At 40.5% G+C, this 26,850-nt stretch carries 23 protein-coding genes; 2 read left to right on the top strand and 21 right to left on the bottom strand.

The features are described from left to right. Nucleotides 1-3: 3 nt before the first annotated feature. The 7 genes from tilS to pth form a co-directional block, all read right to left on the bottom strand. On the bottom strand, nucleotides 4-1,338 hold the full coding sequence (tilS, locus tag P7D84_RS06040) for a tRNA lysidine(34) synthetase TilS (RefSeq protein WP_311805530.1): 1,335 nt from the start codon (nucleotides 1,336-1,338) through the stop codon (nucleotides 4-6). A gap of 74 nt (nucleotides 1,339-1,412) precedes the next feature. Then, nucleotides 1,413-1,856 carry a S1 domain-containing RNA-binding protein gene (locus tag P7D84_RS06035; protein WP_010745332.1) on the bottom strand — a complete coding sequence of 148 codons (444 nt, stop codon included), beginning with the start codon at nucleotides 1,854-1,856 and terminating at the stop codon, nucleotides 1,413-1,415. Nucleotides 1,857-1,924: 68 nt separating this feature from the next. Further along, nucleotides 1,925-2,332, bottom strand: a complete 408-nt coding sequence (locus tag P7D84_RS06030; protein WP_311800321.1) for an FtsB family cell division protein — start codon at nucleotides 2,330-2,332, stop codon at nucleotides 1,925-1,927. A 74-nt stretch (nucleotides 2,333-2,406) separates the two neighbouring features. Then, on the bottom strand, nucleotides 2,407-2,676 hold the full coding sequence (locus tag P7D84_RS06025; protein ID WP_311800322.1) for an RNA-binding S4 domain-containing protein: 270 nt from the start codon (nucleotides 2,674-2,676) through the stop codon (nucleotides 2,407-2,409). A 3-nt stretch (nucleotides 2,677-2,679) separates the two neighbouring features. After that, complete coding sequence (locus P7D84_RS06020) at nucleotides 2,680-4,242, bottom strand: oligosaccharide flippase family protein (RefSeq protein WP_311805542.1); 1,563 nt, start codon at nucleotides 4,240-4,242, stop codon at nucleotides 2,680-2,682. A gap of 39 nt (nucleotides 4,243-4,281) precedes the next feature. Continuing rightward, nucleotides 4,282-7,794: a transcription-repair coupling factor gene (gene mfd / locus P7D84_RS06015; RefSeq protein WP_311805528.1), complete on the bottom strand. Its 3,513-nt coding sequence runs from the start codon at nucleotides 7,792-7,794 to the stop codon at nucleotides 4,282-4,284. Nucleotides 7,795-7,918: 124 nt separating this feature from the next. Further along, the gene (gene pth / locus P7D84_RS06010) at nucleotides 7,919-8,476 is read right to left on the bottom strand and encodes an aminoacyl-tRNA hydrolase (protein ID WP_311805527.1); all 558 of its coding nucleotides are present in this window, start codon (nucleotides 8,474-8,476) and stop codon (nucleotides 7,919-7,921) included. Nucleotides 8,477-8,836: 360 nt separating this feature from the next. Here pth and P7D84_RS06005 point away from each other — a divergent pair, with 360 nt between their 5' ends. Both P7D84_RS06005 and P7D84_RS06000 read left to right on the top strand, forming a co-directional pair. Next, nucleotides 8,837-9,817, top strand: a complete 981-nt coding sequence (locus P7D84_RS06005) for an L-lactate dehydrogenase (protein WP_311800325.1) — start codon at nucleotides 8,837-8,839, stop codon at nucleotides 9,815-9,817. A 202-nt stretch (nucleotides 9,818-10,019) separates the two neighbouring features. Continuing rightward, nucleotides 10,020-11,426 (top strand): L,D-transpeptidase family protein, encoded by a 1,407-nt coding sequence (locus tag P7D84_RS06000; RefSeq protein ID WP_311805525.1) that lies wholly within the window; start codon nucleotides 10,020-10,022, stop codon nucleotides 11,424-11,426. Between the two features lie 137 nt (nucleotides 11,427-11,563). On the opposite strand, the gene P7D84_RS05995 is transcribed toward P7D84_RS06000, so the two are convergent. From P7D84_RS05995 to priA, 14 genes are all read right to left on the bottom strand, one after another. Next, entirely contained in the window at nucleotides 11,564-12,286 is a 723-nt protein-coding gene (locus P7D84_RS05995; RefSeq protein ID WP_311800327.1) for a YebC/PmpR family DNA-binding transcriptional regulator, read from the bottom strand. A gap of 74 nt (nucleotides 12,287-12,360) precedes the next feature. Further along, on the bottom strand, nucleotides 12,361-12,861 hold the full coding sequence (locus P7D84_RS05990) for a VanZ family protein (protein WP_311805523.1): 501 nt from the start codon (nucleotides 12,859-12,861) through the stop codon (nucleotides 12,361-12,363). A 60-nt stretch (nucleotides 12,862-12,921) separates the two neighbouring features. Beyond that, nucleotides 12,922-14,361 carry a C40 family peptidase gene (locus P7D84_RS05985; RefSeq protein ID WP_311800329.1) on the bottom strand — a complete coding sequence of 480 codons (1,440 nt, stop codon included), beginning with the start codon at nucleotides 14,359-14,361 and terminating at the stop codon, nucleotides 12,922-12,924. Between the two features lie 215 nt (nucleotides 14,362-14,576). Next, nucleotides 14,577-15,107 (bottom strand): rod shape-determining protein MreD, encoded by a 531-nt coding sequence (gene mreD, locus P7D84_RS05980; RefSeq protein WP_311800330.1) that lies wholly within the window; start codon nucleotides 15,105-15,107, stop codon nucleotides 14,577-14,579. Then, the gene (mreC, locus tag P7D84_RS05975) at nucleotides 15,104-15,964 is read right to left on the bottom strand and encodes a rod shape-determining protein MreC (RefSeq protein ID WP_311805521.1); all 861 of its coding nucleotides are present in this window, start codon (nucleotides 15,962-15,964) and stop codon (nucleotides 15,104-15,106) included. The genes mreD and mreC overlap by 4 nt, the downstream gene beginning before the upstream one ends. A 157-nt stretch (nucleotides 15,965-16,121) precedes the next feature. Then, nucleotides 16,122-16,757: a thiamine diphosphokinase gene (locus P7D84_RS05970; RefSeq protein ID WP_311805519.1), complete on the bottom strand. Its 636-nt coding sequence runs from the start codon at nucleotides 16,755-16,757 to the stop codon at nucleotides 16,122-16,124. Next, complete coding sequence (gene rpe, locus P7D84_RS05965; protein WP_311805517.1) at nucleotides 16,757-17,407, bottom strand: ribulose-phosphate 3-epimerase; 651 nt, start codon at nucleotides 17,405-17,407, stop codon at nucleotides 16,757-16,759. The genes P7D84_RS05970 and rpe overlap by 1 nt, the downstream gene beginning before the upstream one ends. Before the next feature lie 134 nt (nucleotides 17,408-17,541). Then, nucleotides 17,542-18,426, bottom strand: a complete 885-nt coding sequence (rsgA, locus tag P7D84_RS05960; protein ID WP_311805516.1) for a ribosome small subunit-dependent GTPase A — start codon at nucleotides 18,424-18,426, stop codon at nucleotides 17,542-17,544. Between the two features lie 268 nt (nucleotides 18,427-18,694). After that, on the bottom strand, nucleotides 18,695-20,845 hold the full coding sequence (pknB, locus tag P7D84_RS05955; protein WP_311805515.1) for a Stk1 family PASTA domain-containing Ser/Thr kinase: 2,151 nt from the start codon (nucleotides 20,843-20,845) through the stop codon (nucleotides 18,695-18,697). Next, nucleotides 20,842-21,585: a Stp1/IreP family PP2C-type Ser/Thr phosphatase gene (locus tag P7D84_RS05950; RefSeq protein WP_311800336.1), complete on the bottom strand. Its 744-nt coding sequence runs from the start codon at nucleotides 21,583-21,585 to the stop codon at nucleotides 20,842-20,844. Before P7D84_RS05950 ends, pknB begins: the two co-directional genes overlap by 4 nt. Before the next feature lie 17 nt (nucleotides 21,586-21,602). Then, nucleotides 21,603-22,955, bottom strand: a complete 1,353-nt coding sequence (rsmB, locus tag P7D84_RS05945) for a 16S rRNA (cytosine(967)-C(5))-methyltransferase RsmB (RefSeq protein WP_311805513.1) — start codon at nucleotides 22,953-22,955, stop codon at nucleotides 21,603-21,605. Continuing rightward, nucleotides 22,956-23,897 (bottom strand): methionyl-tRNA formyltransferase, encoded by a 942-nt coding sequence (gene fmt, locus P7D84_RS05940; protein ID WP_311805511.1) that lies wholly within the window; start codon nucleotides 23,895-23,897, stop codon nucleotides 22,956-22,958. Continuing rightward, complete coding sequence (gene def, locus P7D84_RS05935) at nucleotides 23,890-24,381, bottom strand: peptide deformylase (protein ID WP_311800339.1); 492 nt, start codon at nucleotides 24,379-24,381, stop codon at nucleotides 23,890-23,892. The genes fmt and def overlap by 8 nt, the downstream gene beginning before the upstream one ends. Before the next feature lie 28 nt (nucleotides 24,382-24,409). Then, entirely contained in the window at nucleotides 24,410-26,809 is a 2,400-nt protein-coding gene (priA, locus tag P7D84_RS05930; RefSeq protein WP_311805509.1) for a primosomal protein N', read from the bottom strand. Between the last annotated feature and the right edge of the window lie 41 nt (nucleotides 26,810-26,850).

The raw sequence follows: 26,850 nt of genomic DNA, 5'->3' as shown, positions 1-26,850 counted from the left end.
CTTTCATTTCGCTACTTGAAGCGTGTAGTCAAGTATGTAGTGTATTCTATCAGTTTCAGTTGCAATACTCAAATAGGAATTGACAAAAGGTAAAAGTGCAACGACTTCCCCGGCTGCATCTGCTACTACCCACGCTTCTTCACGATCATCCGCAGGGATTTTTCGATCGATAAAATAACGACTAATTCGTTTTGTCAACGTCTTGCTCAATCGAATACGGTCCCCAGCTTGCCTTTTACGGATAGTCAATGGCAAGTTAATCGTCAATGGTAACGGAATAGATGTCGGCGTTTTTTCAGAAACCATATCACTTTTTTTTAGTGTGATTTTTGCTCCATTTGGCAATATCTGCTGATCATTTTCTGCCAAATAAAAAGAACCTTCAGCTGCAGTTGTCCTTTTTTCTAAGTAAAACCGCTGGTAACGTCGGGAAAATCGCCAACCATCCCCTAGATCGACGGCCCATTGACTTACTGGTCGTTGAAGTTGATCTAACAAGGCAAAAAGTTGTTTTTGCGAGACAGCCAACTTTGTTTGTGCCGTAACTTGCTGGAAAAAGCTGGATAGAAAATAATAACGACCGCCTGGATCCGCAGGCAAGGTTTCAGCAGTGAAGTTCCAGCGGTGACCGTCATATTCGACATTTCTTAAATTTTTTTTTAGCAGCTGGTTAATCAGCTGATCTGCCCACGCCAATTGTTGGTGAAACTGCTGGGCGTGTGTCAAAATTTGCGGATTCTCCTTTTTAAGTTCTGGGACGACATTGTGCCGGATACGATTTCGAAAATACACTGTTGAAGCATTCGTCGCATCTTCGAAATAGGTCAAATTCTTTTCTTTTGCGTAACAATAAATCTCTTCTTTAGAAAAAGACAGCAGCGGACGAAGCAACGTCCCTGTACCAAATGGTTGTTGGCGTGCAATTCCGCTGTGACCGATTAATGAGCCGCCTCGAGCCAGTCGCATCAAAAGTGTTTCTAGTTGATCATCGCCATGATGGGCCGTTAAAAGAACATCGTAATTTTCTTGTTCCATGATGGTTTCAAAAAAAGCATAACGTAAACTACGCGCTTGGGCCTCAATATTTTCTTTTGCAGGCTGTTCCCAGATTTTTAAATAAAATGGTAATTGATGCTCCCGGCAATACTCCCGTAAAAAAAGGGCCTCATCATTTGATTCCGTCCGTAGCTGATGATTCACATGTACGATACCGATTTGTATTTTTTGTTGTTCCAATAAGTGTAAAAGAACCATTGAATCAACACCCGTAGAAACGGCCACTAATAATTTCTTTCCTGTTAGTAATTCAGGATTCCCACGAAAAAATGCTTGCTCCATATCAAACTCCTCATTCTAGTTGCTGGATTCGATAAAAAAAGCTGAAATCCCATAAGAATTCCAGCTTAACTACTCTAACTACGGCGACCGCCTCGGCCTCCACGTTTTCCTTCAGTATTGCGTTTGATCGATGACAAACGATCATCGCTATCCTTTAAAAAGGAACTCATCAATGAATCGAAGTCTTGTTTGCCGCTATTTTGGGGTTTGCCCTTAGCAGATGGTTTCGGACGATTGTTATCACGAAACTCACGTTTGAAAGGTTTCTTTTCTGGTTGTGGTTGATCCTGTGCCTTACGGATCGAAAGACCTACTTTACCGTCGTCTCCGACTGAAGTTACTTTCACCGTTACTTCATCCCCGACAGTTAACACATCGTGAATGTCTTTGACGAAACCATTAGATATTTCACTGATATGGACTAAGCCCGTTTTACCTTCTCCCAAGTCGATAAAGGCACCGAAATTGGTGATCCCTGATACTTTTCCTTGCAGCTTAGCTCCTACTTCGATTGACATAAAAAAAACGTTCCTCCTAATTTTTTTCCAATTTATTTTAAAACTGTACGTAATGACAGTTTTGGTCTTTATTTTTCAGCAGCTTGTTTGTCTGTATGCGTGTTTGCTGAATCTGGTAAAACAAAAATCAATTCGTCCTCTTTTGAATAATAGAACCGGCTCCGAGCCAATTTTGCCACATAGTTCTCATCTTTCAACAATTCTACGTCTTGTTTCAAGCCTGATACTTGATTATCAATTTCAGCAGATTTAGCGATCGTTTCAGTTTTGATCTCTTTTAATTCACTCAAATGACGCTGTTCGTTGAAGATCTGGACACCCATGACGATAGCTGCAAAAGCAGCAACAGCAAATAAAACAGCCAAACGGCGACGCTTGAAGATCAATTGACGATGTTGCTTTTGAAATTTACGATATTGCTCTTTTGCATACGGCGTATCTAATGAAGCAATTTTCGGCGTCTCGTTCTCATTCATCACTGCTCGCTCCTCACCTTGAAATTCTTTACTATTATATCAATTCAGGCTATCATTGTCTATTTGAATTGTCGTTAATTCCCGTTATTTTCCACACGTGTCTCACTAATGATCCGATACATTTTTGCAGCATCTTCTTTTTTCGTTGACTCATGCAGCTCTTCTATCGCAATCACCAAGACTTTGTTACCAAATTGGATACGCAATTCATCACCGATTTTTACATCAGTGGATGATTTGGCTAGTTTCCCGTTCACTTGAATCCGTCCCTTATCGGCGACTTCTTTTGCCACCGTCCGACGTTTGATGATCCGTGAAATTTTTAAAAATTTATCTAATCGCATGAATTATCTCCTTTTCCAATGTATTCTCAATAATTTACTACCAAAAGGCAACATCAGCCACTCGCGAATCGTTAACAAGCGCAAGCGTATAGCTAAGATCAAAAAAGCGCTCCCGCCAATCAACACTCCAAAAACAGCTGCGAGCAATGCGAAACCTCTGCTTTGTACCATTCCAAAAAGAATACTGATACTGCCATAATAACACAAGAGGACGATTATCATACCCGCTAAACAAATAAAAAGTTTCCCAGCAAAATGTTGTTGTCTATAATAATTCCTCGTTTCCTGTTCACAGGCATAATGCAAGAGGATTAGTGCTGCGGCTAGACCTAGCAATGTGGAGAGACTAGCACCGATTGTCCCAAATTGTTTGGTCAATGGAAAAGTAGTCACGCCTTTTACTATGAGTCCAACGCCTGCTGCTTGCAGTGATCGTCGGTATTTGTTTTGACTTTGGGCAATACTTTGATACGCCTGCACCAGCGCCATTAGAAAAATCGCAAAGACAAACAACACTAATGGAGCATTTCCTTTGTAGTCTTTAAACAAGCCATAATTGACATAAGGCAGTAATAGCGCCAAACCTATTGACGCGGCTGCTCCGATTGCACAAGTCAACCGTAAAAAAATTTGGCTGGTTTTAACAAACAGTCTGCGATCACGATTAGCTAAGTAGCGGGTCAAGACCGGCAGAAAACTTGAGCTCAATGCTAGGGCTACGACTAATCCTAATTGGACCAGCGGCTGTCCCCGATCATAGACTCCTTTTGCCAATTTAGCACCATGTTCACTTAATCCAAATTCAACTAACGCTTTTTTGACAGTGAAAGAATCGATCAATTGGAACAAAATCAACAAGCCGCTGTAGGCAGTCATCAAGCCGCCTTCAAGTGCTAATCGTTTGCCTAACGCCCTTGTTTTAGCGTCCAAGCTAGGCAGTATATACGCGATATTTGTCCCTAAAATTGTTTGACGGTAATAGCGTAGGACAAAGACTGCAACTACTCCACCCACTAGCGCACCGGACATTGCGATTGTTCCAGTATGATACACATCCCAGCCAAATTGTTTAAATGACCAGGCAGCGCTTATGATCACACCTACACGAAGCAATTGTTCGACCACTTGCGAGACAGCCGTAGGAATCATCAGCAGTTTCCCTTGAAACTCGCCGCGTGTAATCGCTAAAAAAGGCATGATTACAAAAGTGAACGACACGACCCGCAGCAAAGGAGCCAGCTGCTCATCTCCCATCCAGATAGACAAAGGACGCGCGCTAAAAAAACAAAGAGCCCATAAAATCAATCCAAAACTACTAATCAGCGGAAATAATTCTTTCAACGCTCGCCGTTGTTCGTTCGGTTCTTTTTGTTCTGCCACATATTTTGAAATAAACTGCGGCAATCCCGACAAAGCTAACGTCATGGCAATACCATAGATTGGGTAGACTTGCTGGTAGACATAAAAACCTTCATCTCCAACGAAATTTTGATACGGTACGCGGTAGATAGCACTTAATAACTTCGCCACAAAAGATGCCGCCGTCAAGACGAAGGCACCTTGCATCATGACACGCATTTCTTTATTCGCCAGTGCCGCCACCACCTATTCTTTGTATTTTTGTTCTCGCAATGCTCGGACAAATAGACTAATCTCTCGCAACCAGACCGCTTCATCCATCGTTTTTGCAATCATTAATTTGATCACCATCTGGTCTTTTTCCACTCCTAAAGTCGCCTTCATTTTCGTCGCGCCAAGCGCTTCGAACAATTGCTCGACTTTATACGCCTTCGTGCCTACTTTACTTAAAGTAAAAATAATTTGTTGCTGACGTTTTTGGATGCTTTCTACGAGGGCACGATCGCCATCCATCTTGATCTGACCAACGTTCAATAAATTAGCCACTTCATCCGGATAATCGCCAAAACGATCGACTAAGTCTGCTTCTACTTCATCGAGCATCTCAGTGCTTTCCAATTCACGGATTCGTTTATAGATTTCAATTTTTTGTCGTTCGTCTTCAATATAATCTCCCGGGATATAGGCATCAATCCCTAGATTGATCTCAACTGACGTTCGCTCGATCTGAGTATTTTTTTCTTGCTTACGATCAACTGCTTCAGATAACATTTGTGAATACATATCAAATCCGACTGCGTCGATAAAGCCATGTTGTTGTGCTCCGAGAAGATTTCCTGCACCACGGATAGACAAGTCTCTCATCGCGATCTTAAAGCCTGAACCAAGTTCTGTAAAGTCTTTGATTGCTTGTAGACGCTTTTCACTGACTTCATTTAAAATCTTCTGCGGCTCATACATGAAATAAGCATAGGCGATTCGATTGCTCCGCCCCACTCGTCCGCGCAACTGATACAAAGTTGAAAGTCCCATGTAATCGGCATTTTCAACAAACAACGTATTCACATTGGGAATATCTACCCCGGTTTCAATGATCGTCGTTGTCACTAAGATATCATATTGTCCATCAATAAAATCCATCAAAGTATTTTCCAATTGCACTTCGGTCATTTGTCCATGAGCAAAGCCGATTTTAGCATCGGGTACTAGCATTTGCAGTTCTTCCACTTTTCGTTCGATTGTCTCTACTCGATTATAAAGGTAAAAAACTTGTCCTCCGCGAGCCATTTCTCGTTCGATCGCTTCACGGATTGCCCCAGGATTAGTCTCCATCACATATGTTTGGATTGGGTAACGATTTTCCGGCGGCGTTTCGATCACTGAAAGATCTCGTACGCCCAACATCGACATATGCAATGTGCGAGGAATCGGTGTGGCAGTCAAGGTCAATACATCGACTTGAGAACGAAGCTGTTTCAATCGTTCTTTGTGTTTTACGCCAAACCGTTGTTCTTCGTCAATCACCAACAGCCCTAAATCAGCAAATTGTAGATCTTTTGATAAAAGGCGATGAGTCCCTACCACGATATCCACTTGCCCTGTACGAATTTGTTCAATCGTTTCGTTTTGTTGTTTTTTCGTGCGGAAGCGACTTAGCATCGCTATATTGACTGGAAAATTCTCAAAACGCTCAGTCATTGTTTCTAAGTGCTGTTGAGCCAAGATTGTCGTTGGGACCAAAAAAGCGACTTGTTTGTTTTCTTTAACTGCTTTGAAGGCTGCTCGTAAAGCAACTTCAGTCTTGCCAAAACCAACATCACCGACCAACAGGCGATCCATCGGACGTGCTCGCTCCATATCGTGCTTGATCTCAGCTGTACTACGCAGTTGATCGTCCGTTTCACTATAAGGAAAAGCATCTTCGAATTCCTTTTGGTATTCATCGTCCGGTCCAAAGGCATAGCCGCGCTCTGCCTCTCGTTTTGCGTATAATTCAATCAAATCATCAGCAATATCTTCAATTTTTTTCGAAACTTTACTTTTAGTTTTCGTCCATTCACTCCCACCCAATTTATTTACTTTTGGTGGTTTTGCTTCGGAAGAAACATATTTTTGAATCAAGTTTAATTGAGTCACTGGGATAAATAGTTTGTCGTCTTTTTGATACAAAATCGACATGTAATCTTGATGAACACCATCGATTTCGATTGTCTCCATCCCAATGTATTTTCCGATCCCATGGTTAGCATGAACGACATAATCACCAGGTTTCAGCTCATTGTAGCTCTTCAATCGTTCGGCATTAGAAATTGTTTGACGTCGGGCACGCTTTTTGGTTACTTTTTGGAAAATCTCCCGTTCTGTCACTACGACCAATTTGTCTTGCGGCAATTCAAATCCAGACGTTAAACTGCCTGTAACAATCTGTGTTTGTCCAATCAATAATTGTTCTGGTGTAGTCTGGACGGCTTTAATCCCGACATCTTGAAATTCCTGTGTCAATTTTTCTTGCCGCTCCGGATCAGAAACAAGGAATAACACTGTTTGCTCTTGTTTTTGCCAACGATCGACCTCTGTTTTTAATAAAGGCATCTGTCCAAAAAATTGCTGCATGGAGCGGTATTGGAAATTATGGATTGCTTCAAACCGTAAATTTCCCATACCTTTTTGAAACAATGAAAAGAAACTGGCAACAAGTTTGGACTTTTTGATCAGGTCGTGTGCATTCATTCCAAAAGTCTGTTCTGAAAAGACCCGCATTTCTTCGATTTTCTGCGTATGCCACTCGGCTTCTTCTCGTTCCATTTCACGATGAGTCTCCATCATACGAGGATAATCATCGACAAACAACAGTGCATCTTTGGCAAAATGATCCAATAATGAAACTTTTTTTTCATATAATAGATCAGTGTAATACTTCGCCTGCTCTGTCGGTATCCCCGCTTCCCAAGAAGTGATCAATTGACCAAAATAATCATTTAAAAAATGATAGTCGGCTTTTTCTTTTGTAACAACTAAGCGATTCTGCAAAAGTTGATTTACTTTCTCTGCTCCTTGGGTCAAATCTTCTTTAGAAAAAACCAAATCTGTTGTCGGGGTGATCCAAACTTCTACCAAATTTTCCACTGAACGTTGCGTCTCTGGTTCAAAGTAGCGCAGAGAATCGATCTCCACATCAAATAACTCCATTCGGACGGGGTATTCCGTCGTTAATGGATAGACATCTACAATATTGCCGCGCATACTGAATTCGCCGGGTTTTCCAACCATCGTCTGACGTTCATAGCCCATTAAAACTAATTGTTGAGCCAAATGTTCTAAGTCGACTTCACTGCCAATCTGCCAATGGAATTGATTGGCTTGCCATGTTTCTGCTGTCGGTAAAAACTTTCGTAACGCTGCGACGGGTACGACATATAGTCCCTTTTGGCCTTGCGACAAGGCCTGCAGTGTCGATACGCGTTCTGCACGAGCTTCAGGAGAAGCAAAAGCCATCTCTGCTGACAGCACTTCATCTACTGGAAAAAGATGAACATCATCAACGATTTGTCTCAATTCCTCTGCCAATTGGTTACTATAATAAAGATTCGGCACGACTACAACGGTTTGCTTTTGATTTGCCTGATGAGTCGCTGTCATGACTAAGGCTTTTGCTGAACCAGAAAGACCGATCAACAATTGCCGTTTTGCTTTATTTTCTAGATCTGCTTGCCAACTCTTGACTAATGGCAGCCGATTCACAAATTCAATCACATTCATGTTTATACTCCTTATTGATCTTCTTGATCTATTCATTGAATGATATAGATACTAACTAGGTGTTCATTTTTCTGTTTGATCCATTTAACCTTATACGAACCAAATTGTTCAAAGCCAAACAGCCTTAGTTGAAGCGATTCATTGTTTTCAAAAAATCATTGCCGCTGACAAAATCATCCACCGCATCAGCCGCTCGTGCTACACTTGTCGCAATCACTGCCGCATCTTCTTTACTAAATGTACTCAATACATGATTGACCACGGTCTTTCCATTCGGACGGCCGATTCCGAGTTTGATTCGATTAAATTCTTGTGTGCCGATATGTGCGATAATACTTTTTAACCCGTTGTGTCCCCCTGCACTGCCTTTTTGTCTTAGGCGCAGTTTAGCAAGCTCCATATCCAGATCATCCGCAATGACGACCAGTTCTGCTAAATCAACACCAAAATAAGTCATTAAAGGGCCGACTGCTCGGCCAGACTCATTCATGAAAGTCAGCGGTTTTACCAATAGAATCTTCTCACCATTTTCAAAATAATCTGCGACTTCGGCTTCAAACGTATTTTTTTTGAATACTGCGCCATGCTCAGACGCCAATCGATCAACGACCATAAAGCCGACATTGTGTTTTGTGTTCTCATATTTTTTTCCTGGATTTCCCAGACCTACGATCATTTTCATTTAATTTCGCCTCGTTCTTTTAAATAAATATTGTGTGGTGTGGATAAAAAAATTATTCACCATTTAGCTGCATGACAAAATGCTGGATAGTCAAATGACTACCCAGTCCAAAATTTTCTTTATCCAGTATAACACAAACTTATCTGTAGTGACCGTTTTCAGCACTTTAAGTCTCCCTTAAGATTCTGTTATTTTTGAAAAAACTTTATACTAACAGCCTCTTGAGCTATTAACACATGAAGCGTTTTCTTTTGAAACAGCAAAAATAACTGTATTATTAATGAGTAAAATACGTGACAAACTTCATTAATTAATGGTATCATTCCACTGGAAAACAAATAAAAGAAGGGATTGGTACACATGACTGCAACAGCAGCTAGTAAAACCCATCAAAAAGTAATGTTAATCGGAGACGGCGCAGTAGGTTCAAGTTATGCCTTTGCTTTAGTCAATCAAAATATCGCTCAAGAAATCGGTATTATCGATATCGATGCCAACCGCACACAAGGAGATGCGATCGATTTATCACACGCATTAGCCTTTACTTCACCTAAGAAAATTTATTCTGCAACTTACGAAGATTGCCATGATGCTGACTTAGTAGTCATCACAGCTGGTGCTCCTCAAAAACCAGGCGAAACTCGTTTAGACTTAGTTGGTAAAAACTTACGCATCAACAAAAGCATTGTTGAACAAGTTGTCGCTTCAGGTTTCGACGGTATCTTCTTAGTTGCTGCCAACCCTGTAGATATTCTTACTTACTCTACTTGGAAATTCTCAGGTTTTCCTAAAGAACGAGTTATCGGTTCAGGTACTTCTTTAGATACAGCTCGTTTCCGTCAAGCAATCGCTGAATTAGTTGACGTTGATGCACGTAACGTCCATGCTTACATCTTAGGCGAACACGGTGACTCAGAATTCCCAGTTTGGTCACATGCCAACGTTGCCGGCTTACAAATTTACGAATGGGTCAAAGATAATCCTGAAGTAGATGAAGAAGCTTTAGTTAACTTATTCTTCGGTGTCCGTGATGCTGCTTACGAAATCATCGAGAAAAAAGGTGCTACTTTCTATGGTATCGCTGTTGCATTAGCTCGTATTACTCGTGCTATCTTAAATGACGAAAGTGCTGTCTTCCCTCTATCTGTTTACTTAGAAGGTCAATACGGACAAAACGACATTTACATCGGTGCTCCAGCAGTTGTCAATGCAAAAGGTGTTCAAAATGTTATCGAAATTCCATTGAGCGATGCTGAAAAAGATCGTATGAACGCTTCTGCTAAAGAACTTAAAGATGTTATGAAACAAGCCTTTGCTGATCTTGAAGCTGAAGGAAAATAAAACAATCTTCAACCACAAAGAATATTCATATTCTTTGTGGTTTTTTTAATATTTCTTATATTCTAAGCATATCACTCGTAATTCAATCATTCTGTGGTATATTTGTATTCGGTATATCATTTATTCAGCGGCTATTATTATTGATTGACATGCTTTGATAATTGATACAAACCAAAAGAAAAAACAATGAGGAGTTATTTCGATGACAAGAAACGAAAGAAGAAATTCTCATAGCCGAAAACATATCGGTGTGATTGTTGTTTTAGGTTTATTGGTAGTTTTAGTTGGCGGATACGCTATCCGTAGTACATATTATTCCGAACGATTTCTACCTAATACAGTCGTTAACGGTGTGAAGATTAATAATTTGACAGTCAGTGAAGCCAATCGCAAAATTACTCGCGAATTAACAGATTCGCCTTTTTTGATCAAGATCGATAACAAAAATTGGAAAGAGATCAAACGAGCAGATTTAGGTTGGCAAAATGACTACCTTCCAGGTCTAAAAGCTGTGAAAAAAGATCAAAACCCTTTCAGCTGGGGAATGCAACTAGTTTCTGCAGCAGATACGAAAGACGTCGATGGCAATACCTTGGACGAAAATAAATTGAACGCAGTCGGCGAAGCGGTACGAGCAGAACTTACCCAAGCCAATACAACTCGAACCGCTACAGAAAATGCCAAAGTCACTCGGACAAACGAAGGCTTTGAGATCACTCCCGAAAAACAGGGAACAACAATCGATGTTGAAGCAGCTGTGACAGCTTTTAAAGAAGCAGCTAAAAATGGCAAACACAGTATTGATTTTGAACATTATCTTGCCAAACCAACCATCACCAAAGATGATACCGATTTGAAAAAGACGATGGATAAAATGAACGCAGTAGCAAAAATAAAGGCAACGTACAGTATCAATGGAAAAACGATTCAAATCCCTACCTCAGACATCAACACTTGGTTGATCGACGACAACGGAACGATGTCACTTGATCAAGATAAAGTAACGGCATACGTAACAAGCTTAGGTGAAAAATACAATACTAAGACTAACCCAACTGAATTTAACAGCACCCGTCGCGGAAAAGTTTCTGTCCCAGCCGGCACTTATAGTTGGACGATCAACACGCCTGAAGAAGTAGCCGCTTTGACAGAACAGATTTTAGCCGGCAAAGACTTCACTCGCTCACCAATTGTTACAGGAGCAACAACAGCCGACAAGCCTTTAGTAGATAAGACCTATATTGAAGTAGATTTAGAAAATCAACATATGTGGTATTACAAAGATGGCAAAGTAGCGTTAGAAACAGATATCGTTAGTGGAAAACCAAGCACACAGACCCCAACAGGTGTTGATTACGTTTGGTCGAAAGAAAGAAACAAAACGTTAAAAGGTAAAAATGACGACGGTTCTGATTATGCCAGTCCTGTTAGTTACTGGATGCCGATTGATTGGACCGGTGTGGGATTGCACGACTCAGATTGGCAACCTGCATACGGTGGAGATCTTTGGAAGACTCGCGGTTCCCACGGTTGTGTGAATACACCGCCTGACGTAATGGCGAAACTCTTCGATATGGTTGAAGTCGGAACTCCTGTATTAGTCTTTTAAAAATCCAACCTTGTAATAACTATACAAAATAAAAACGTTCCAGAGAGAATAATCGTATTTTCTCTGAAACGTTTTTTGATTTATATTTACAAAAAAATCGGCAATTTTTTACTACTCTCATCAATAAAGATCACGTTTTATTCAGCCGAAGTAAACACTTCTGAAACATCGTCATCGTCTTCTAATTTCTCTACCAAACGATCTAGTTTTTCTTGTTGTTCTTGGTCCAAACGAATTGTTGTTTGTGGAATCATCGTCAGCTCCGCCTGAGCTAAAGTAAATCCATCTGCTTCTAATTGATCACGAACTTGAGTAAAATCCTCTGCAGCAGTATAGATCTCAAAGACTTCCGGTAAGATTTCCATATCTTCTGCACCAGCCTCTAACACATCTTCAAACATCGTCTCTTCATCTACAGATAAATTTTCACGTTCGATTGCCATATATCCTTTGCGATCAAATAAATAATTTACTGAGCCAGTTTCTCCTAAATTACCGCCGTTTCGATTAAAAGCGACACGAACATTGGTCGCTGTTCGATTACGATTATCAGTCAGTGTATGAACTAGGATCGCAACCCCACCAGGTCCATACCCTTCATAAGTTATCTCGTCATACTGCTCGCCTTCTCCAGCTGAAGTCGCTTTTTTGATTGCTCGTGCGACATTGTCATTAGGCATATTTGCTGATTTGGCTTTATCAATCACCAACCGCAACGCAGGATTTGTACTCGGGTCAGGCCCTCCGGCTTTAGCGGCCATATAAATCTCGCGCGATATTTTTTGGAAAATCTTTCCCCTTTTCGCATCTTGAGCATTTTTCCGCCCTTGAATATTGTGCCATTTGCTATGTCCTGACATAGTACATTCCTCCAATTACTTTTTGTTCTCTATTATTGTCCACCTGAAATCTTTTTTCGTCAAGAAGAAGCCAGTTAACGTTTCTTAATAGCTTGATAGAGCACGATAAGCAGACACGCTGTCAGAGCTCCACAAGCATCCAGCATGACATCTTGAAACAACGGTGTTCGGCCACCTGTCATCATTTGATGAAATTCGTCCAGTGCCGCGTAACCAGTTGCGGCTAGCCAAGCAAAAAACAGACTTAAGACCGATGATTTTTGTTTCAATTTCGGTGATAATCCTAAGTATAGACTACCGCCTAAAATAAAATATGTCATAAAATGAGCCGCTTTACGAATAAAAAATTCAATAAATTTATCATAGCCTTTGGCTGCAATACTCACTTCACTACCCGCATAGTCAAAAGAAATTCGACTGAAAAAGTCTTTTAACGGCTTGTGGGCCAAATATTTTTGAATCGATGAGACTTGACTCTGTTGCTGATACGTCATTGAAGAGCTAATAAACAAAATGACCATCATCAAGATAGCCAGTCCCAAGTAAAAATTCCCATTTTTTAATTGTTTCTGCATTTTTTCCTCCATAAAAAAAGCCGGTACGAATTTCGTACCGACCATGATTGATAAATTAAATTACATACGAACGGCAAAGCTTGGTGCGAAGTAGCTTACAGAACTTACTGTAACAGTTTCGCCAGGTTGAGGAGCGTGAATGTATTGTCCGCCACCCATTGCAATTGCTACGTGGTATGTGCCGCCAGGGCTACCCCAGAAGTATAAATCGCCAGCTTGTGCTTGATCAACTGAGATTTGTGTTCCTGCTGATTCTTGAGGAACTGTCCATCCACCGATTTCACGGCCTGTTGCTTGACGGAAAACATATGAAGTAAAACCAGAACAGTCAAATCCTGATGGTGTTTTACCACCCCATACATAAGGTGTACCGATATATTTCATTGCTTCAGCAACTACTGATGAACCATTTCCAGACGGTGCTGGAGCTGGTGTCGGAGTTGATGGTGCTGGTGTAGCTGGTGTTTGATTTTCAGTTGAACCTTGATTGTTACTTGAACTTCCAGTATCAGAAGGTGTAGCTGGTGTTTCGCTACTTTGAGAATTATCTTCATTAGATACTTCTGTTGAAGGTTCTGTTGTTGGTTGTTGTTCAGTTGAAGAAGATTCTACAGTTGTGCTTTCAGTTGATGAAACTTCAGTTGTAGATTCTGTAGATTCCACTGTTGTACTTTCAGTTGTTGAAACAGTTGCTTCTTCTTGTGCTTGACGATCTGCTTCTGCTTTTGCATCAGCTTCCGCTTTGGCATCGGCCTCTGCTTTTTGAGCAGCTGCTTGTGCTTCCGCAGCTTTACGAGCTTCTTCTTGAACACGTTCTTGTTCTTTGATTGCTGCTTCTTGTTTTTCTTTCAAACTTGCTTTTTCACTTTCAGCTGTTGCTTGTTCTGCAGCTAAAGTCGTTGTTTGAACATTCAAATCTGCTTGTTTTGCAATCAAGTCGCCTTTTTGACCTTCTAAGGCTGCTTGGTTTGCAGCAATTTGTTCTTGTTGTTTTTGGTTTTCAGTTTGTTTTTGTTCAACTTCTGCTTTGTCCGCTTTTTGTTGTTCAACTAGGTCATTATTTGCTTTAACAATTGTTGACATAGCTTGAACACGGCCAACAGCATCGCTGAATGATTCAGCATTCAATACAACATCAATAACATTAGCTGACGATTGTTTTACTTGTACGTCGCGCGCTTGTTCTTTAATCGCCGCTGAACGTTTTTCAATACGTTTTTGTAATGTTTCGATTTGTTTTTGTAATTCTTGTGATTTTTCTCTTAATGATGCTTGTTCGTTTAATAACCCTTGCGCTTTGTCGTTAATTGAAGCAACTTCGCCTTCTAATGCACTGATTTGTGATTGTGCATCAGTTTGTTGGTTTTGTAAACTAGAGATTTTTGCATCCTGATCTGCGATTTTACTATCAAATTCATCGGCAGAAGCTGCGGCTGGAGCTGCTAATGCGCTTAATGTTACTGAACATACCATTAATGCTGATAACAAACTTTTTTTCACTCTTATGTCCTCCGACTACTTATTCGTTTTATTTTGAATTTTATTAGACTTTTTTCTAACACATTGATGAGTTTACCATAGCTGTGTGTCATCTATATAATAGCTTTGTTACAAAAATATTTCATTTTACTATTCCAAAATTACAAAGCGAGCCCAACAAAAAAGCAGAAGGAAAATCCTTCTGCTTTTTACTCGTTAATATAACTACTACTTTTTTAAATACTAAGCTCATCTTCTGTGGGGTCTATCAATAGTTTTTCTAATGGAAAGATTAAAATCACAAACATTAGAATATTGAACAACAGTGTCGGTCCTAAATATCGCGGAATAAAGAAGTCACTGCTGACTCCAGTCAGACCAAAAATAGTTTGAAGGAGCAAACTAATTGTCTCAAATAACGTCACGCTGATAATGACCGTGAAAAAAAGAGTCAAAATATTTTGTTGGATGATTTGTTTAAAAAGATAAAACAACATAACCAACATCGGGAAGATCACCGCATAGATCCCGATGACTCCGATATAATACAGATCATACAAAAAACCTATGGCTAATGAAGTTCCAAGTAAAAATCGTTGATTAACAACGCGAGAAACAAGCAGTAACACAAGTAACGCCAAATGAGCATTGGCAACGTACGCATTATTCGTCAAAGCGGCAATGATTCGTGTCACATGAGCATCGAGCAAGAACAATAAAAACAATAGTACTGGTGTAATATTTTTTAAAGTTGTTCGTCTAATCATTCGGCTGCTCCCGCCATTCTTTGGATGATTGTTACGACGGAGATATCATACATCTGTGCATAAGGTTTGATGTATACTTCTCGATTCAATCCATAACTATCAGGTTTCACTTTAATAACCGTGCCAATAGCAAGATCTGCTGGTGAATTACCTCCCAGCCCCGATGTTTGAACAACATCGCCTGCTTTGATGTCTTGTTCTCCTGTGATCTCTGAAGCAATCAACTGCTGTGCTTTCACATCATATTTGTTTAAAACACCAAAGGATTCGCCTTTAGCTGAACTTATTTTTACTGGAAAATGATTGCTGCTTTTATTGTCAGAAGTTAACAACTGAATCTTGGAAGAGTGCGCATTTACTTCCATGACGCGTCCAATCAATCCTTTTTTAGACATGACTGCCATATTTCCTTCTACGCCATCGCTGCTGCCTTTATCCACGATCAACATGTCTTGCCAAGTATCTGGAGAACGAGTGATCACATTGGCTGTCACTTTTTGATAGCTGGTCAAGGTCTGATTTAATTCAAGTTCATCTTTTAAGCGCTCGATTTCTTGTGCTTGGTTTTTGGTTTGTTGCTTCACTTCATCGTATTGATCGACTTCGTTTTTTAACTTTTGATTTTCCTCATAAGTATTGAGCAAATTGGCGATTGATTGAACTCCGCCAGTAAGCCAACGTCCGGGTGCAGTAATTACTTTATCAACCACACTGATTGTATCATTCACAGCTGATTGAACAATATTTGTCTTGCTGTCTCTTGCACGACTTGCTGCAGTAATCGAGATAGTTGTCACTACAATAATTGCCACGATTAATATGATAATAATATTTTTATTTGGATTAGACTTTCTCACTTAGGCACCTCTGAACGCTATAATATAGATTGAATTTTACCACTAAATGAAGGGATTAAAAAGCATCGACAGCTGATTTTAGAGAATTTTAGGATCTCTTCGTTAAAAGAAAAAAAAGCAGCAGATTCGTTTCAAAAAAAACGACGCTGCTGCTTTTTTACACATCTCTACTTTGGATTACTGCAATTATTCCTTCCGAAAAACTTACTTCAGCTTCCCCGGTTAAAAACTCATTACTAGCTAAACTAGTCGGCTGTAAAAAATCGATATCTGAAAGTTCGTATTTAACATTTTTCAATGTCAATTGTTTTACCGGAGTCAAACAACAAAAAGCAAGATAACTCATCTGTGCTTCTTTAACAATCTGATGACTTCCAGGCATAAGATAATCAACGCTATTTCCTTTATCTGCGATACGGATTTGTGTTGAAAACGGCTGGAAACGCGGTTCGACCCCTAACCACAGATTAGCCAACAGATGGTCTAAACGGCCACCGGTCGCCCCAATCAAGGTCACTTGTGCTTTTGGAAATCGTTCAAAGGCTGTCAACAAGGCTAATTGCGTATCTGTATCGTCTTTTTCTGCAGGTGAAGTCAACACTTCTGCAACTTGACTAAAAACTTCTTTTTTCTCGCTTGCATTCAATGAATCAAAATCACCGATCGCTAAATCTGGCACGATTCCTCGACGCAAAAGAAACAAGTTGCCGCGATCGATTCCAATGATTTTATCAAATCCAGCAAAAGCAGGCCAGTATGTAGGATCACCGCCTGCCACAAGTAAGATCTTCATTAATCGATGGCTGCGCGCAAAGCGTTGATTTTTTCTTGTGAATTTTCTGCGTCATAAATGTATGAACCAGCCACAAAAACATCTGCACCAGCAGCTGCACATTTTTTAGCAGATTCAGGTTGGATCCCGCCATCTACTTCAATCTCATAGCGATAGCCATGTTCTTTTCGTAAACGATCTAGCTCTGCAATTTTTTCAACAGTACTTTCGATAAATGATTGTCCGCCAAATCCTGGATTGACAGTCATCACTAGAATCTGATTAACATCACCCAACACGTATTTGATTGCTTCGACCGGTGTTCCTGGATTTAATACTACCCCAGGTTTTACACCAGCGGCCTTGATCATTTGGACTACACGATGGATATGCGGTGTTGCTTCCACGTGAGCCATAATAATATCAGCGCCTGCTTTAGCAAAGTCATTGATATAATTTTCTGGATTAGCGATCATCAAGTGGACATCTAGCGGTAATTTAGTCACCGGACGCAATGCACTTACGACAACTTGCCCAAACGAAATATTGGGCACAAAATTTCCATCCATCACATCCACATGAATGTAATCCACTCCTGCTTCTTCTACCATTTTCACTTCTTCGCCTAATCGTGCAAAGTCTGCACTTAAAATCGATGGGGCAATTTTCATTATCTGTACTCCTTCTTTCTTTTAATTTACATTTATTTTTCTTTTCAGAAAAAATAAGTCTGTTTTTTCTACAAGACTGAACTTATCTTCTACGATGACAGCTCGCTTTTAACACCTGCGCCAAAACCTTGTGTTTAGTTTTTATTTTTTTTGTAGATTGGGCGGCGTTTTTCGATTTCTTGTAAGAATTGCAAATAATTATCATAACGGATTGAGGAAATTTTTCCTTCTTCCACCCGCCGTTTCACTTCACATCCCGGCTCTTTTACATGGCGGCACTCGCGAAACCGACATTCTGAAGCGGCTGCCCGGAATTCTGGAAACTCCTTAGGCAATTCTTCTAATGAGATCTCCAAAAAATCGATTGAGCTAAATCCTGGGGTATCTGCTACTAACCCGCCAAACAATTCCAACAATTCTACATGACGGGTCGTGTGGCGTCCTCGACCTAATGAATCAGAAATCTCTCCAGTCTCTAAATTCAAACCTGGTGAGACATCGTTTAACAACGTTGATTTTCCAGCTCCCGATTGTCCCATAAAAACAGTCAATTTATCCGCAAATAAATCAGTCAGTTTTTGCTTATCTTGTTCCCCGTCAATAACGGGATAACCTAAAGGTTCGTATATCGAACGAATGTCTGCGACCAGCGTTTGATCAGCAACTAGATCCGTTTTGGATAAATAGATGATCGGATGGATATATTTATTTTCTAAAGTGACTAAAAAACGATCCAATAAATTATACGACAAATTAGGTTCCACCAAACTTGTAACAACAACACCTTGATCCACGTTAGCTACTGGCGGACGGATTAATTCATTTTTTCGCGGCAACAGTTCAAGGATATACCCTTCGCTATTTTCCTCACTACTAAAAATCACTTCATCTCCGACTAACGGGGTCAATTTCTTTTTACGAAAATTCCCTCGTGCACGGGTCTGATGAATTTTTCCTTCACTAGCAACATAATAAAAACCACTGAGGGCTTTACGAATCTGTCCTTTGATCCGGCTCATCTCCTTTTTTATACTAACGGAATTGATTTATCCAACAAAAATCAATTCGTTCTCCAAGTTATTTACTGTTTTTCCATAATTTATGAGGTACTGCTCTAAAAATTATCTTTCAGCGGATTCAATCAATGAATCTTCACGCTATTGTTAAATAATTTTCTATGAGTATGAACGTACCCACTTTTATTCAATTTTATTGTAGCATACTTTAAAATCAATTTCAGTACAAATAACCTAAAAACCTTTCCTAAGCAATTAGGAAAGGTTTTATCTACGGTACTATAATTGTTTCTGCTTTTTGTACATTTTTGGTAACGGCTGATTTGCCGTTTCGTTGGACTTCAATCGTTCCTGATCCACCTTCAGCAGTCGTTACAGAGACTGTTTGTTCTGTGGAAGGCGTATTCTTATCTAACTTGAAATCTAAAACAGGCGTTGCAGTAGTATTTTTTTCATCTTTTACCAGTACAGTGATTGTATCTTGCTGATTATCTGGACCAGTAAATTCAGCTGAGATCGTCACGTCAAAAGTCGTATTCTCCGATCCTTTTGAAATATATACGGTTACTGTATCGCCAGCTTTAAGCGAAGTTGAGCCTGCACCCGGATCGGTTCGAATCACTTTGCCTTCTTCCACTTCATCAGAAAATTCTTGCTGTTCCTCATATTTCAAACCTAAGTTTGCGATAATCTCTTCTGCTTCAGCTTTATCTTTATTAGCTAAATTATCTAATTTGATGTATGCCGAGCCAGAACTGACGGTCAACGTAATTTTATCTTTAGTCGTTAGTTCCGAACCACTCACTGGATTTTGGCGGATAACTTCTTCTGCTGGGATTGTTTCACTCGTCTCATCTTCGCGAACGATTTGATCTTTAGTAATTCCTAATTGCAATAAGCTCTGTTCGGCTTCTTCATAAGTCATCTGAGAATACTTGCCAATTTTAATTGTCTCTGGTCCATCCGAGACTTCAAGAACAATCTCGTCTTCTTTGGGATCGACTTTTGAGCCTGCTTTGGGGGTTTGGCTGATTACTTCATCAGCTGGGACAGATTCATCATTAACTTTTTCTATTCGAATGTTTTTATCTAAAAAACCAATCTTATTCAAGTCTTCTTTGACATCTTCAATCAGATCACCTGCGTAATCTTTCATCGTGACTTTTTGCGTGCCAGAACTAATATACAAATGAACCGAGCGGCTTTTTTTGATCATCGTGCCTGCTTCAGGATTTGTTTTAACAATCCGACCTTTTTTGATTGTATCGCTAGGTACCTCGTCTGTACTGCTATCGACTGTTAATTTAGCCGCTTCTAACGCTGAACGCGCCTCCGACTCAGTCATATCTTTGACTTGCGGGACTCTGATTTCGGCAGAGCTGGTCAGCAGATAAGCTGCAGTTCCACCAACCGTCAGCAACAACAAAAAGAAAATAAAAAGGAATCGCTTCTTGCCCTTTTTCTTCTTAGGTTTTTTTTCAATTATCGGCGGTTCTGGCTCTTTTTCTTCAGCAGGCATTTCTACTGGCTGGATTGGAGTCAATACTTTTGTTTCATCCAACATTGCTGTAGGATGCCAAGGTAATTCATTGGCACGCTCAACAGATAATGCAGTCGCAAGATCAGCTGCCATCTCATCAGCTGTATGATAACGATCCATGGGTTCTTTAGCTGTTGCATGCATTACGATGTTTTCCAATGCTTGCGGGACTTCTGGATCAAATCCTTTTACCGACGGCATCTCATCTTGAAAATGCTTCAATGCGATCGTCACAGCTGATTCTCCATCAAAAGGGACACTCCCTGTAATCATTTCATATAAAATGATCCCTAAAGCATAGATATCCGATTGTTTTGTCGCCATACTGCCACGAGCTTGCTCTGGTGATAAGTAATGGACTGAGCCTAACATAGAATTCGTTTGGGTCAGTGATGTCTCAGACAAAGCAATAGCAATCCCAAAATCAGTGATTTTTACCACGCCAGCTTGATCCATCAAAATATTTTGCGGCTTCAAATCACGGTGAATGATTCCATGAGCATGCGCCAAACTCACTGCAGATAAAATTTGTTCCATAATATCTACAATTTTTCTATAAGGAATCGGTGAATGCGTCTGGATATAGCGTTTCAAGTCCATCCCCTTCACATATTCCATGACTAAATACTGCATGCCGCTTTCTTCATCTACATCATAAACACCGACAATATTAGGATGAACCATTTCTGTCGCCGCTAAAGCTTCTCGTTGAAAACGTCGAATTGCAGTTTGGTCATTTTGAAAATTGAAGCGTAATATTTTGATGGCAACATCACGATCCAAGATTAAATCGTGGGCCAAAAAGACGTTAGCCATACCGCCGCTACCAATAGTGGCGATGATTTTATAGCGTCCATTGACCAATTTGCCTATTTCGATCATGGACGAGCCTCCCCTTCAAAATGGATCAGCAAAACGGTGATATTATCTGCGCCGCCAGCTTCATTGGCAGCATCGATCAATTGTTTCGTCTTAGTTTCCAATGATTGGTCACTTTCTACAATCGCTAAAATATCAGCTTCACTTACCATATTGGTCAGTCCATCAGAACATAATAATAAATAATCGTTTGGCTGGCATTGATGTTGCGAAACATCTGTCTTTACTTCTCCAGCAAAGCCTACTGAACGAGTCAAAACATTCTTTTGCGGATGGATTGCTGCCATTTCTTCAGTGATTTCTCCAGATTTCAGTAATTCATTTACTAACGAATGATCATCCGTTAATTGTTGCAGTTGTCCTTTTTGAACCAAATACGCACGGCTGTCGCCAACATGTGCTAAGACAAAGGTTTCATCCAACAAAGCCGTGCTGACAATCGTTGTTCCCATTCCCTGCATTTCTGGATGGGCGATACCTTCTTGATAGATCGCTTCATTGATTTTTTGGATCTCTTGCAAAAACCATTGAGTCGCTTCTTCTGGTTGTGCGATAGTCGAGGTCGACCAAGCAGCACCTAAACCATCCACAGCCATTTTGCTAGCTACATCACCTGCTAGATGACCGCCCATGCCATCGGCTAATATCGCTAAATCCATACCAGCTTGATTAATAAAAACATTTGCATAGTCTTGGTTCATATTTCGCCGCTTGCCGATGTCTGATTGAAACTGAATCTCCATCTTTCCACCTCGTTTATCTATTTTTTTCGCATTGCACAAATAAAGAAGCCATCTGTCATAAACATTTCCGGATATAAAATCAACATTTGTTCATGAATCGCCGGCTGTAATTTTTCTTCTATGTCTAATTCTATTTTTTCAAAATCAGGATGTGTTGCTAAAAATTCAGCGATGACTGCTTGATTTTCCGCAGGCACAATCGTACATGTACTGTATACCATAATTCCACCAGATTTCAATGTCGGAGCGCAATTCTTTAAAATTTCCAGTTGAATTGTCGGTAATTGACTAAAATCTTGTGGTTTTTTCTGATACTTAATATCGGGTTTTCGTCGCATCAAACCTAGACCCGAACAAGGTGCATCAACTAAAATACGATCAAAACTATTAGGTGAAAAGTTTACTGACGCTTCCCGTGCATCCATTTTTTTCGTGACTACCGTATCTGCCACCCGTAAACGTTCTGCGTTTTCATGCACTAACTCTAACTTATGATCATGAATATCCAATGCCGTCACTGATCCTTTGCCTTCCAGCAAAGCAGCAATATGAGTTGTTTTTCCGCCAGGAGCTGCACAAGCATCTAAAATCGTTTGACCTGGTTGCACTTGCAATGCTTGCGCTACTAACATTGAGCTTTCATCTTGGATTGTCAGCCAACCGTTTTGAAACAGTTCACTGCCGGCCAGAAATCCTTTATCTGCTACAATTCCGTAAGGAGAAAGTTCACTGATTCGCGCCTCAATTCCATCTTCAGCTAATGCCTCGATTGCTTCTGCTCGAGTCAAAAAGCGTAGATCAATCCGCGCACTGACACGACTAGGTTCAAATAAAGAAAGACCCATCTTTCGAGTTTGTTCTTCACCGATTTGTGCAACAAATTTTTCTGTTAGAAATTTGGGTAAACTAATCTCTGTTGCTAAGCGTTCCAAAGGATCTTGAATCAATTCTAGTGGTGGCACACCTTTTCGTTGGATCGAACGCAAGACACCATTGACAAATTTGCCGGTACCAGGATTTCCTTTAGCTTTGGCAATCTCAACTGCCTCATTGATGATCGCGTGATCAGGCACACGGTCTAAGTAAAGCATTTGATAAACAGATAACTGCAATAAACTTTTAACCCACGGGTCCACTTTTTTTGCTTTTTTGATAAACGGTTCAATGTCGTATGCCAACAACAGTTGACGACTGATCGTGCCGTAAACAAGTTCTGTTAATAAAGCGGTGTCTTTGCCGTCCACTTGATTTTTTTGGATTAATTCGTTCAATAATAAATTGGAATAGGCGCCGCCACGATTGATACGTTCAATTGCTTCTAGCGCAGTGAATCGAACAGAGCGTAATAATTTTTTGGGAATCTTTGCCATCTAACCCACCAGCTGCCCTTCTGAAACTATTTGACCGCTGCCATTTAAAAAAGCTTGAATAGTTTGTTTTGCTTTACCTGCAGGTTGTAGTTCATCAATTGCAACGACTGTTCCACCGCCACAAGCGATGTGTAGGGCTTTTTTTGTCCGAGTAATGATCGTACCTGGTACAGCAGTTGTCTCTTCTTCTAATGGCGTCACGCGGAAAATTTTCCAGCGCGTACCTTTATAAGTTGTGAAAGCTACTGGCCATGGATGCATTCCACGAACTTGATTATCCACTTCTTCTGCCGTTTTTTCCCAATCAATCGCTTCTTGTTCGCGACTGATATTTGGCGAAAAAGTGACATTTGCTTCATCTTGCGGAATAGGTTTCAATTCACCAGAAATAATTTTTGGCAACGTCTTTAGTAATAACTCCTTACCAACTTGACTGAGTTTTTCAAACATCGTACCAACATCGTCTTGTTTAGTAATAGCGATTTCTTGTTGGCTAAAAATTCCGCCCGCATCCATTTTTTTAATCATTTCCATGATGGTCACACCTGTTTTTGATTCACCTTCCATAATGGCATAGTGTACGGGTGCACCACCACGATATTTTGGTAACAGTGACGCATGGACATTAATCGCACCTAATTTAGGTACTTGCAGTAATTTTTCTGGTAAAAATTGGCCAAAAGCAGCAGTAACCAATAGATCCGGCGCCAATTCTTTGATTTTTTCCATTTCTGGGGAGCCGCTGATCTTTTCTGGTTGCAAGACTAACAGATTATGTTTTAATGCTGCTTCTTTCACTGGTGTCGGTGTAATAATTTTTTTTCGTCCCACGGGGCGATCTGGTTGAGTGACTACCGCAGCAACTTCATAACCTGCTGTGATCAAACTTTCTAGAATCGGCACTGAAAAAGCTGGGGTTCCCATAAATATAATTTTAGTCATCGGCATGTTCCTCCATATAACGTTCTAAGTCTTCCGGTTTGATCCGCTCAATCAGTTGATCAATAAATAATTTTCCATCCAAGTGATCAATCTCATGTTGAAAGGCACGGGCCAAATAACCGTACGCTGTAACTTCCATCTCTGAGCCATCGCGATCGTAATAACGTACAGTCACTTCGTCAGCTCGTTCGACCGTACCATATACTTCCGGGATTGAAAGACATCCTTCCACATCGATACTGGTCCCTTTGCGATCTATGATCTCTGGATTAATAAGATCAAAGCGGTCGCCCTCATCTACTTCTACTACTGCAATACGCAGTTTCCTTCCAATCTGGGGCGCTGCAAGACCGATTCCATCGTGAGCGACCATCGTTTCATACATATCGTCTAATAATACGACAATCTCATCAGTAATATAATCAATTGGTTCAGCTTGTTCATACAGACGCTGATCTGGATGAATAATGATTGGGTAACGCATAACGTCCATCCTCCTTTGTAATCGCTCTTTAAATAAAATACATAGGTTCATTGTCAATGGCGATTAATAAGCCTTGACGCTGATCTTTTTGACTAACTTGTAAAATATCTGTTAGAGTCGCTTGTAATTTTGGTTCATTTTTATATTTTATGATCAATTGATAGTAATAACGATTTTTGATTCGTAAAATGGCGCCTGGTGTGGGCCCTAGCAAAATACTTTGTGAACTTAATTGCTGTTGCAGTTGTTTTGCCAATTGAAATGCTTTTTGAGCTGCTCGCATCTCTTCTTGATGTGACACTGTCACTTTAACCGTGTAATAGTATGGTGGATAATCCGTTTGATGACGGATCTGCATCTCTTGCTTAAAAAATCGTTCATAATCATGGTGTTGCGCTAATTTGATCGTGTAGTGTTCCGGGTTAAAGGTCTGAATGACAACTTCACCGGCTTTATCTCCTCGACCAGCGCGTCCACTAACTTGGGTCAACAATTGAAACGTTCGTTCGCTGGCGCGGAAATCTGGTAAATTCAATGCCGTATCTGCATTTAATACCCCTACTAGCGTGACATTAGGAAAATCCAAACCTTTAGCGATCATCTGTGTCCCCAGTAAAATATCTGCTTTTCGTTCACCAAAGGCCGTTAAAATTTTTTCATGGGCCCCTTTACGTCTAGTCGTATCTACATCCATTCGCAAAACACGTGCCTCTGGAATCAATTGTGCTAATTCTTCCTGAACTTTTTCTGTTCCTGTCCCGAAATAACGGATCTTATCTTTTCCGCAATTGGGACAACGATGAGGAATTCCTTCTTCATGCCCGCAATAATGGCAACGCATTGTTTTTGTATCCATGTGCAACGTCAATGAAATATCACAATTTGGACATGGTAAAACAAATCCACAATCTCGGCACATTACAAATGAAGAATAGCCTCGGCGATTCAATAAAAGTACACTTTGTTCTTCTTTTATTAAACGGTCACGCAACTTTTCTTCCAGATTTTCGGAAAATGAAGAATTTAATCGGCGCTGCATCTCTTCACGCATATCGACAATCTCAACAGTCGGTAATTTTGCTTGGTTATTGGCCCGTCTAGTCAATTTCAATAACTGATAGACACCTTTTTGCCCTCGGGCACGGGATTCCAACGAAGGGGTCGCACTGCCTAAAACCACTGGACAGTGATGATACTTCCCGCGCCAAATCGCTAAATCACGAGCATGGTATCGAGGTGATTCTTCTTGCTTATAGCTAGTCTCGTGTTCTTCATCGATAATGATTGCCCCTAAATTTTTTAACGGAGCGAAAATAGCAGAGCGAGCACCCACTACTACATGGGCCTCTCCTCGTTCTAATTTACGCCATTCATCATATTTCTCTCCTTGTGATAGTCCGCTATGCAAAACAGCTACCTCACTGCCAAAACGCGCTTTAAAACGAGTTGCCATCTGCGGCGTCAAAGAAATTTCCGGTACTAACATCATGGCAGTCTGCCCATTAGCTAGCGTATCTTGAATGACTTGCAAATAAACTTCGGTCTTGCCGCTGCCTGTCACACCTTCTAGTAAAAAGACTCGATGGTTCTTCTCAGCACTTGCTCGACTGATTTCTTCATAAGCTTTTTTTTGTTCCGCGTTCAATTTCAGTGCAGACGTTTGTTGAATCGTTCTTTCAGCATACGGATCACGGTACGTTTCAACTGCTACAAACGTCAACCAGCCTTTTTTCTCTGCTTGATTCAAATTAGCTGTAGAATAGTCAGCTTTCAGTTGTTTGACCGCGACCAATTCTTCGTCAGCCAATTTAGCAAGATCATCTAGTAATTGTTCTTGTTTATACGAATTTTTACGTAGGCCGGCTTTTAATTCTTGTACCTTCTCAGGTTTGAAAATCCGTTTGATGTAGCGTTCAGTCTTAATTTTATTTTTCGTATGAACTTCATAGCGCAACTCCACGATTCCTTGCTCCCGCAAGACAGCCAATTCTTTTAACCAACCTTGTGCTTCCGCTTCTTCCCAACTCAATGAATCTGCCTCGCCGAAATAATTTGCTCGAACCACGGGATCATCTGCAACAAGATACAAACGTTTTTGATAATCTGCCTTCATCACGCTAGGCAACATTGTCTGCAGACAAGTCACTTTAAACGCAAACGTGGTTTCTTTCATATAATCGGCTAGCGCTAGTAATTCTTGATTTAAAACTGGCGCCAGATCCAGCACCCGAATGATTGGTTTTAAATTATTAGGTAATTGAGCAGGCGCTGAATCAAAACCAACTACAAACCCTTGAACATGGCGCGGACCAAAACCAACTTCTACGCGCATCCCGATTTCTACCGCTAAGTGGGGCGGGATCAAGTAACTAAACGGCTGATCTGTCTGCATTGAAGGCACATCTACGATCACTTGTGCTAATTTCATTTGTTCCGCCTCCATTTTCTAATTAGTGTACTAAATTTTAA

Origin of the sequence: Enterococcus dongliensis (genome assembly GCF_031927985.1) — a bacterium.
Taxonomy (GTDB): domain Bacteria; phylum Bacillota; class Bacilli; order Lactobacillales; family Enterococcaceae; genus Enterococcus_A; species Enterococcus_A dongliensis.
Note: the sequence above shows the minus strand (reverse complement) of the source record. Positions and strands in the feature narration are given on the sequence as shown.

Excerpts from the sequence above, each read along its gene's own strand:
- def (WP_311800339.1), bottom strand. The coding sequence starts at position 24,381 with ATGCGTTACCCAATCATTATTCATCCAGATCAGCGTCTGTATGAACAA.
- P7D84_RS05995 (WP_311800327.1), bottom strand. The coding sequence starts at position 12,286 with ATGTCAGGACATAGCAAATGGCACAATATTCAAGGGCGGAAAAATGCT.
- rpe (WP_311805517.1), bottom strand. The coding sequence starts at position 17,407 with ATGAAAATTGCCCCATCGATTTTAAGTGCAGACTTTGCACGATTAGGC.
- priA (WP_311805509.1), bottom strand. The coding sequence starts at position 26,809 with ATGAAATTAGCACAAGTGATCGTAGATGTGCCTTCAATGCAGACAGAT.
- rsmB (WP_311805513.1), bottom strand. The coding sequence starts at position 22,955 with ATGGCAAAGATTCCCAAAAAATTATTACGCTCTGTTCGATTCACTGCG.
- P7D84_RS05970 (WP_311805519.1), bottom strand. The coding sequence starts at position 16,757 with ATGAAGATCTTACTTGTGGCAGGCGGTGATCCTACATACTGGCCTGCT.
- P7D84_RS06000 (WP_311805525.1), top strand. The coding sequence starts at position 10,020 with ATGACAAGAAACGAAAGAAGAAATTCTCATAGCCGAAAACATATCGGT.
- P7D84_RS06020 (WP_311805542.1), bottom strand. The coding sequence starts at position 4,242 with ATGCAAGGTGCCTTCGTCTTGACGGCGGCATCTTTTGTGGCGAAGTTA.
- P7D84_RS06035 (WP_010745332.1), bottom strand. The coding sequence starts at position 1,856 with ATGTCAATCGAAGTAGGAGCTAAGCTGCAAGGAAAAGTATCAGGGATC.
- P7D84_RS05950 (WP_311800336.1), bottom strand. The coding sequence starts at position 21,585 with ATGGAGATTCAGTTTCAATCAGACATCGGCAAGCGGCGAAATATGAAC.
- mfd (WP_311805528.1), bottom strand. The coding sequence starts at position 7,794 with ATGAATGTGATTGAATTTGTGAATCGGCTGCCATTAGTCAAGAGTTGG.
- P7D84_RS05990 (WP_311805523.1), bottom strand. The coding sequence starts at position 12,861 with ATGCAGAAACAATTAAAAAATGGGAATTTTTACTTGGGACTGGCTATC.
- tilS (WP_311805530.1), bottom strand. The coding sequence starts at position 1,338 with ATGGAGCAAGCATTTTTTCGTGGGAATCCTGAATTACTAACAGGAAAG.
- mreD (WP_311800330.1), bottom strand. The coding sequence starts at position 15,107 with ATGATTAGACGAACAACTTTAAAAAATATTACACCAGTACTATTGTTT.
- P7D84_RS06030 (WP_311800321.1), bottom strand. The coding sequence starts at position 2,332 with ATGAATGAGAACGAGACGCCGAAAATTGCTTCATTAGATACGCCGTAT.
- P7D84_RS06025 (WP_311800322.1), bottom strand. The coding sequence starts at position 2,676 with ATGCGATTAGATAAATTTTTAAAAATTTCACGGATCATCAAACGTCGG.
- P7D84_RS06005 (WP_311800325.1), top strand. The coding sequence starts at position 8,837 with ATGACTGCAACAGCAGCTAGTAAAACCCATCAAAAAGTAATGTTAATC.
- pknB (WP_311805515.1), bottom strand. The coding sequence starts at position 20,845 with ATGATCGAAATAGGCAAATTGGTCAATGGACGCTATAAAATCATCGCC.
- pth (WP_311805527.1), bottom strand. The coding sequence starts at position 8,476 with ATGAAAATGATCGTAGGTCTGGGAAATCCAGGAAAAAAATATGAGAAC.
- rsgA (WP_311805516.1), bottom strand. The coding sequence starts at position 18,426 with ATGAGCCGGATCAAAGGACAGATTCGTAAAGCCCTCAGTGGTTTTTAT.
- fmt (WP_311805511.1), bottom strand. The coding sequence starts at position 23,897 with ATGACTAAAATTATATTTATGGGAACCCCAGCTTTTTCAGTGCCGATT.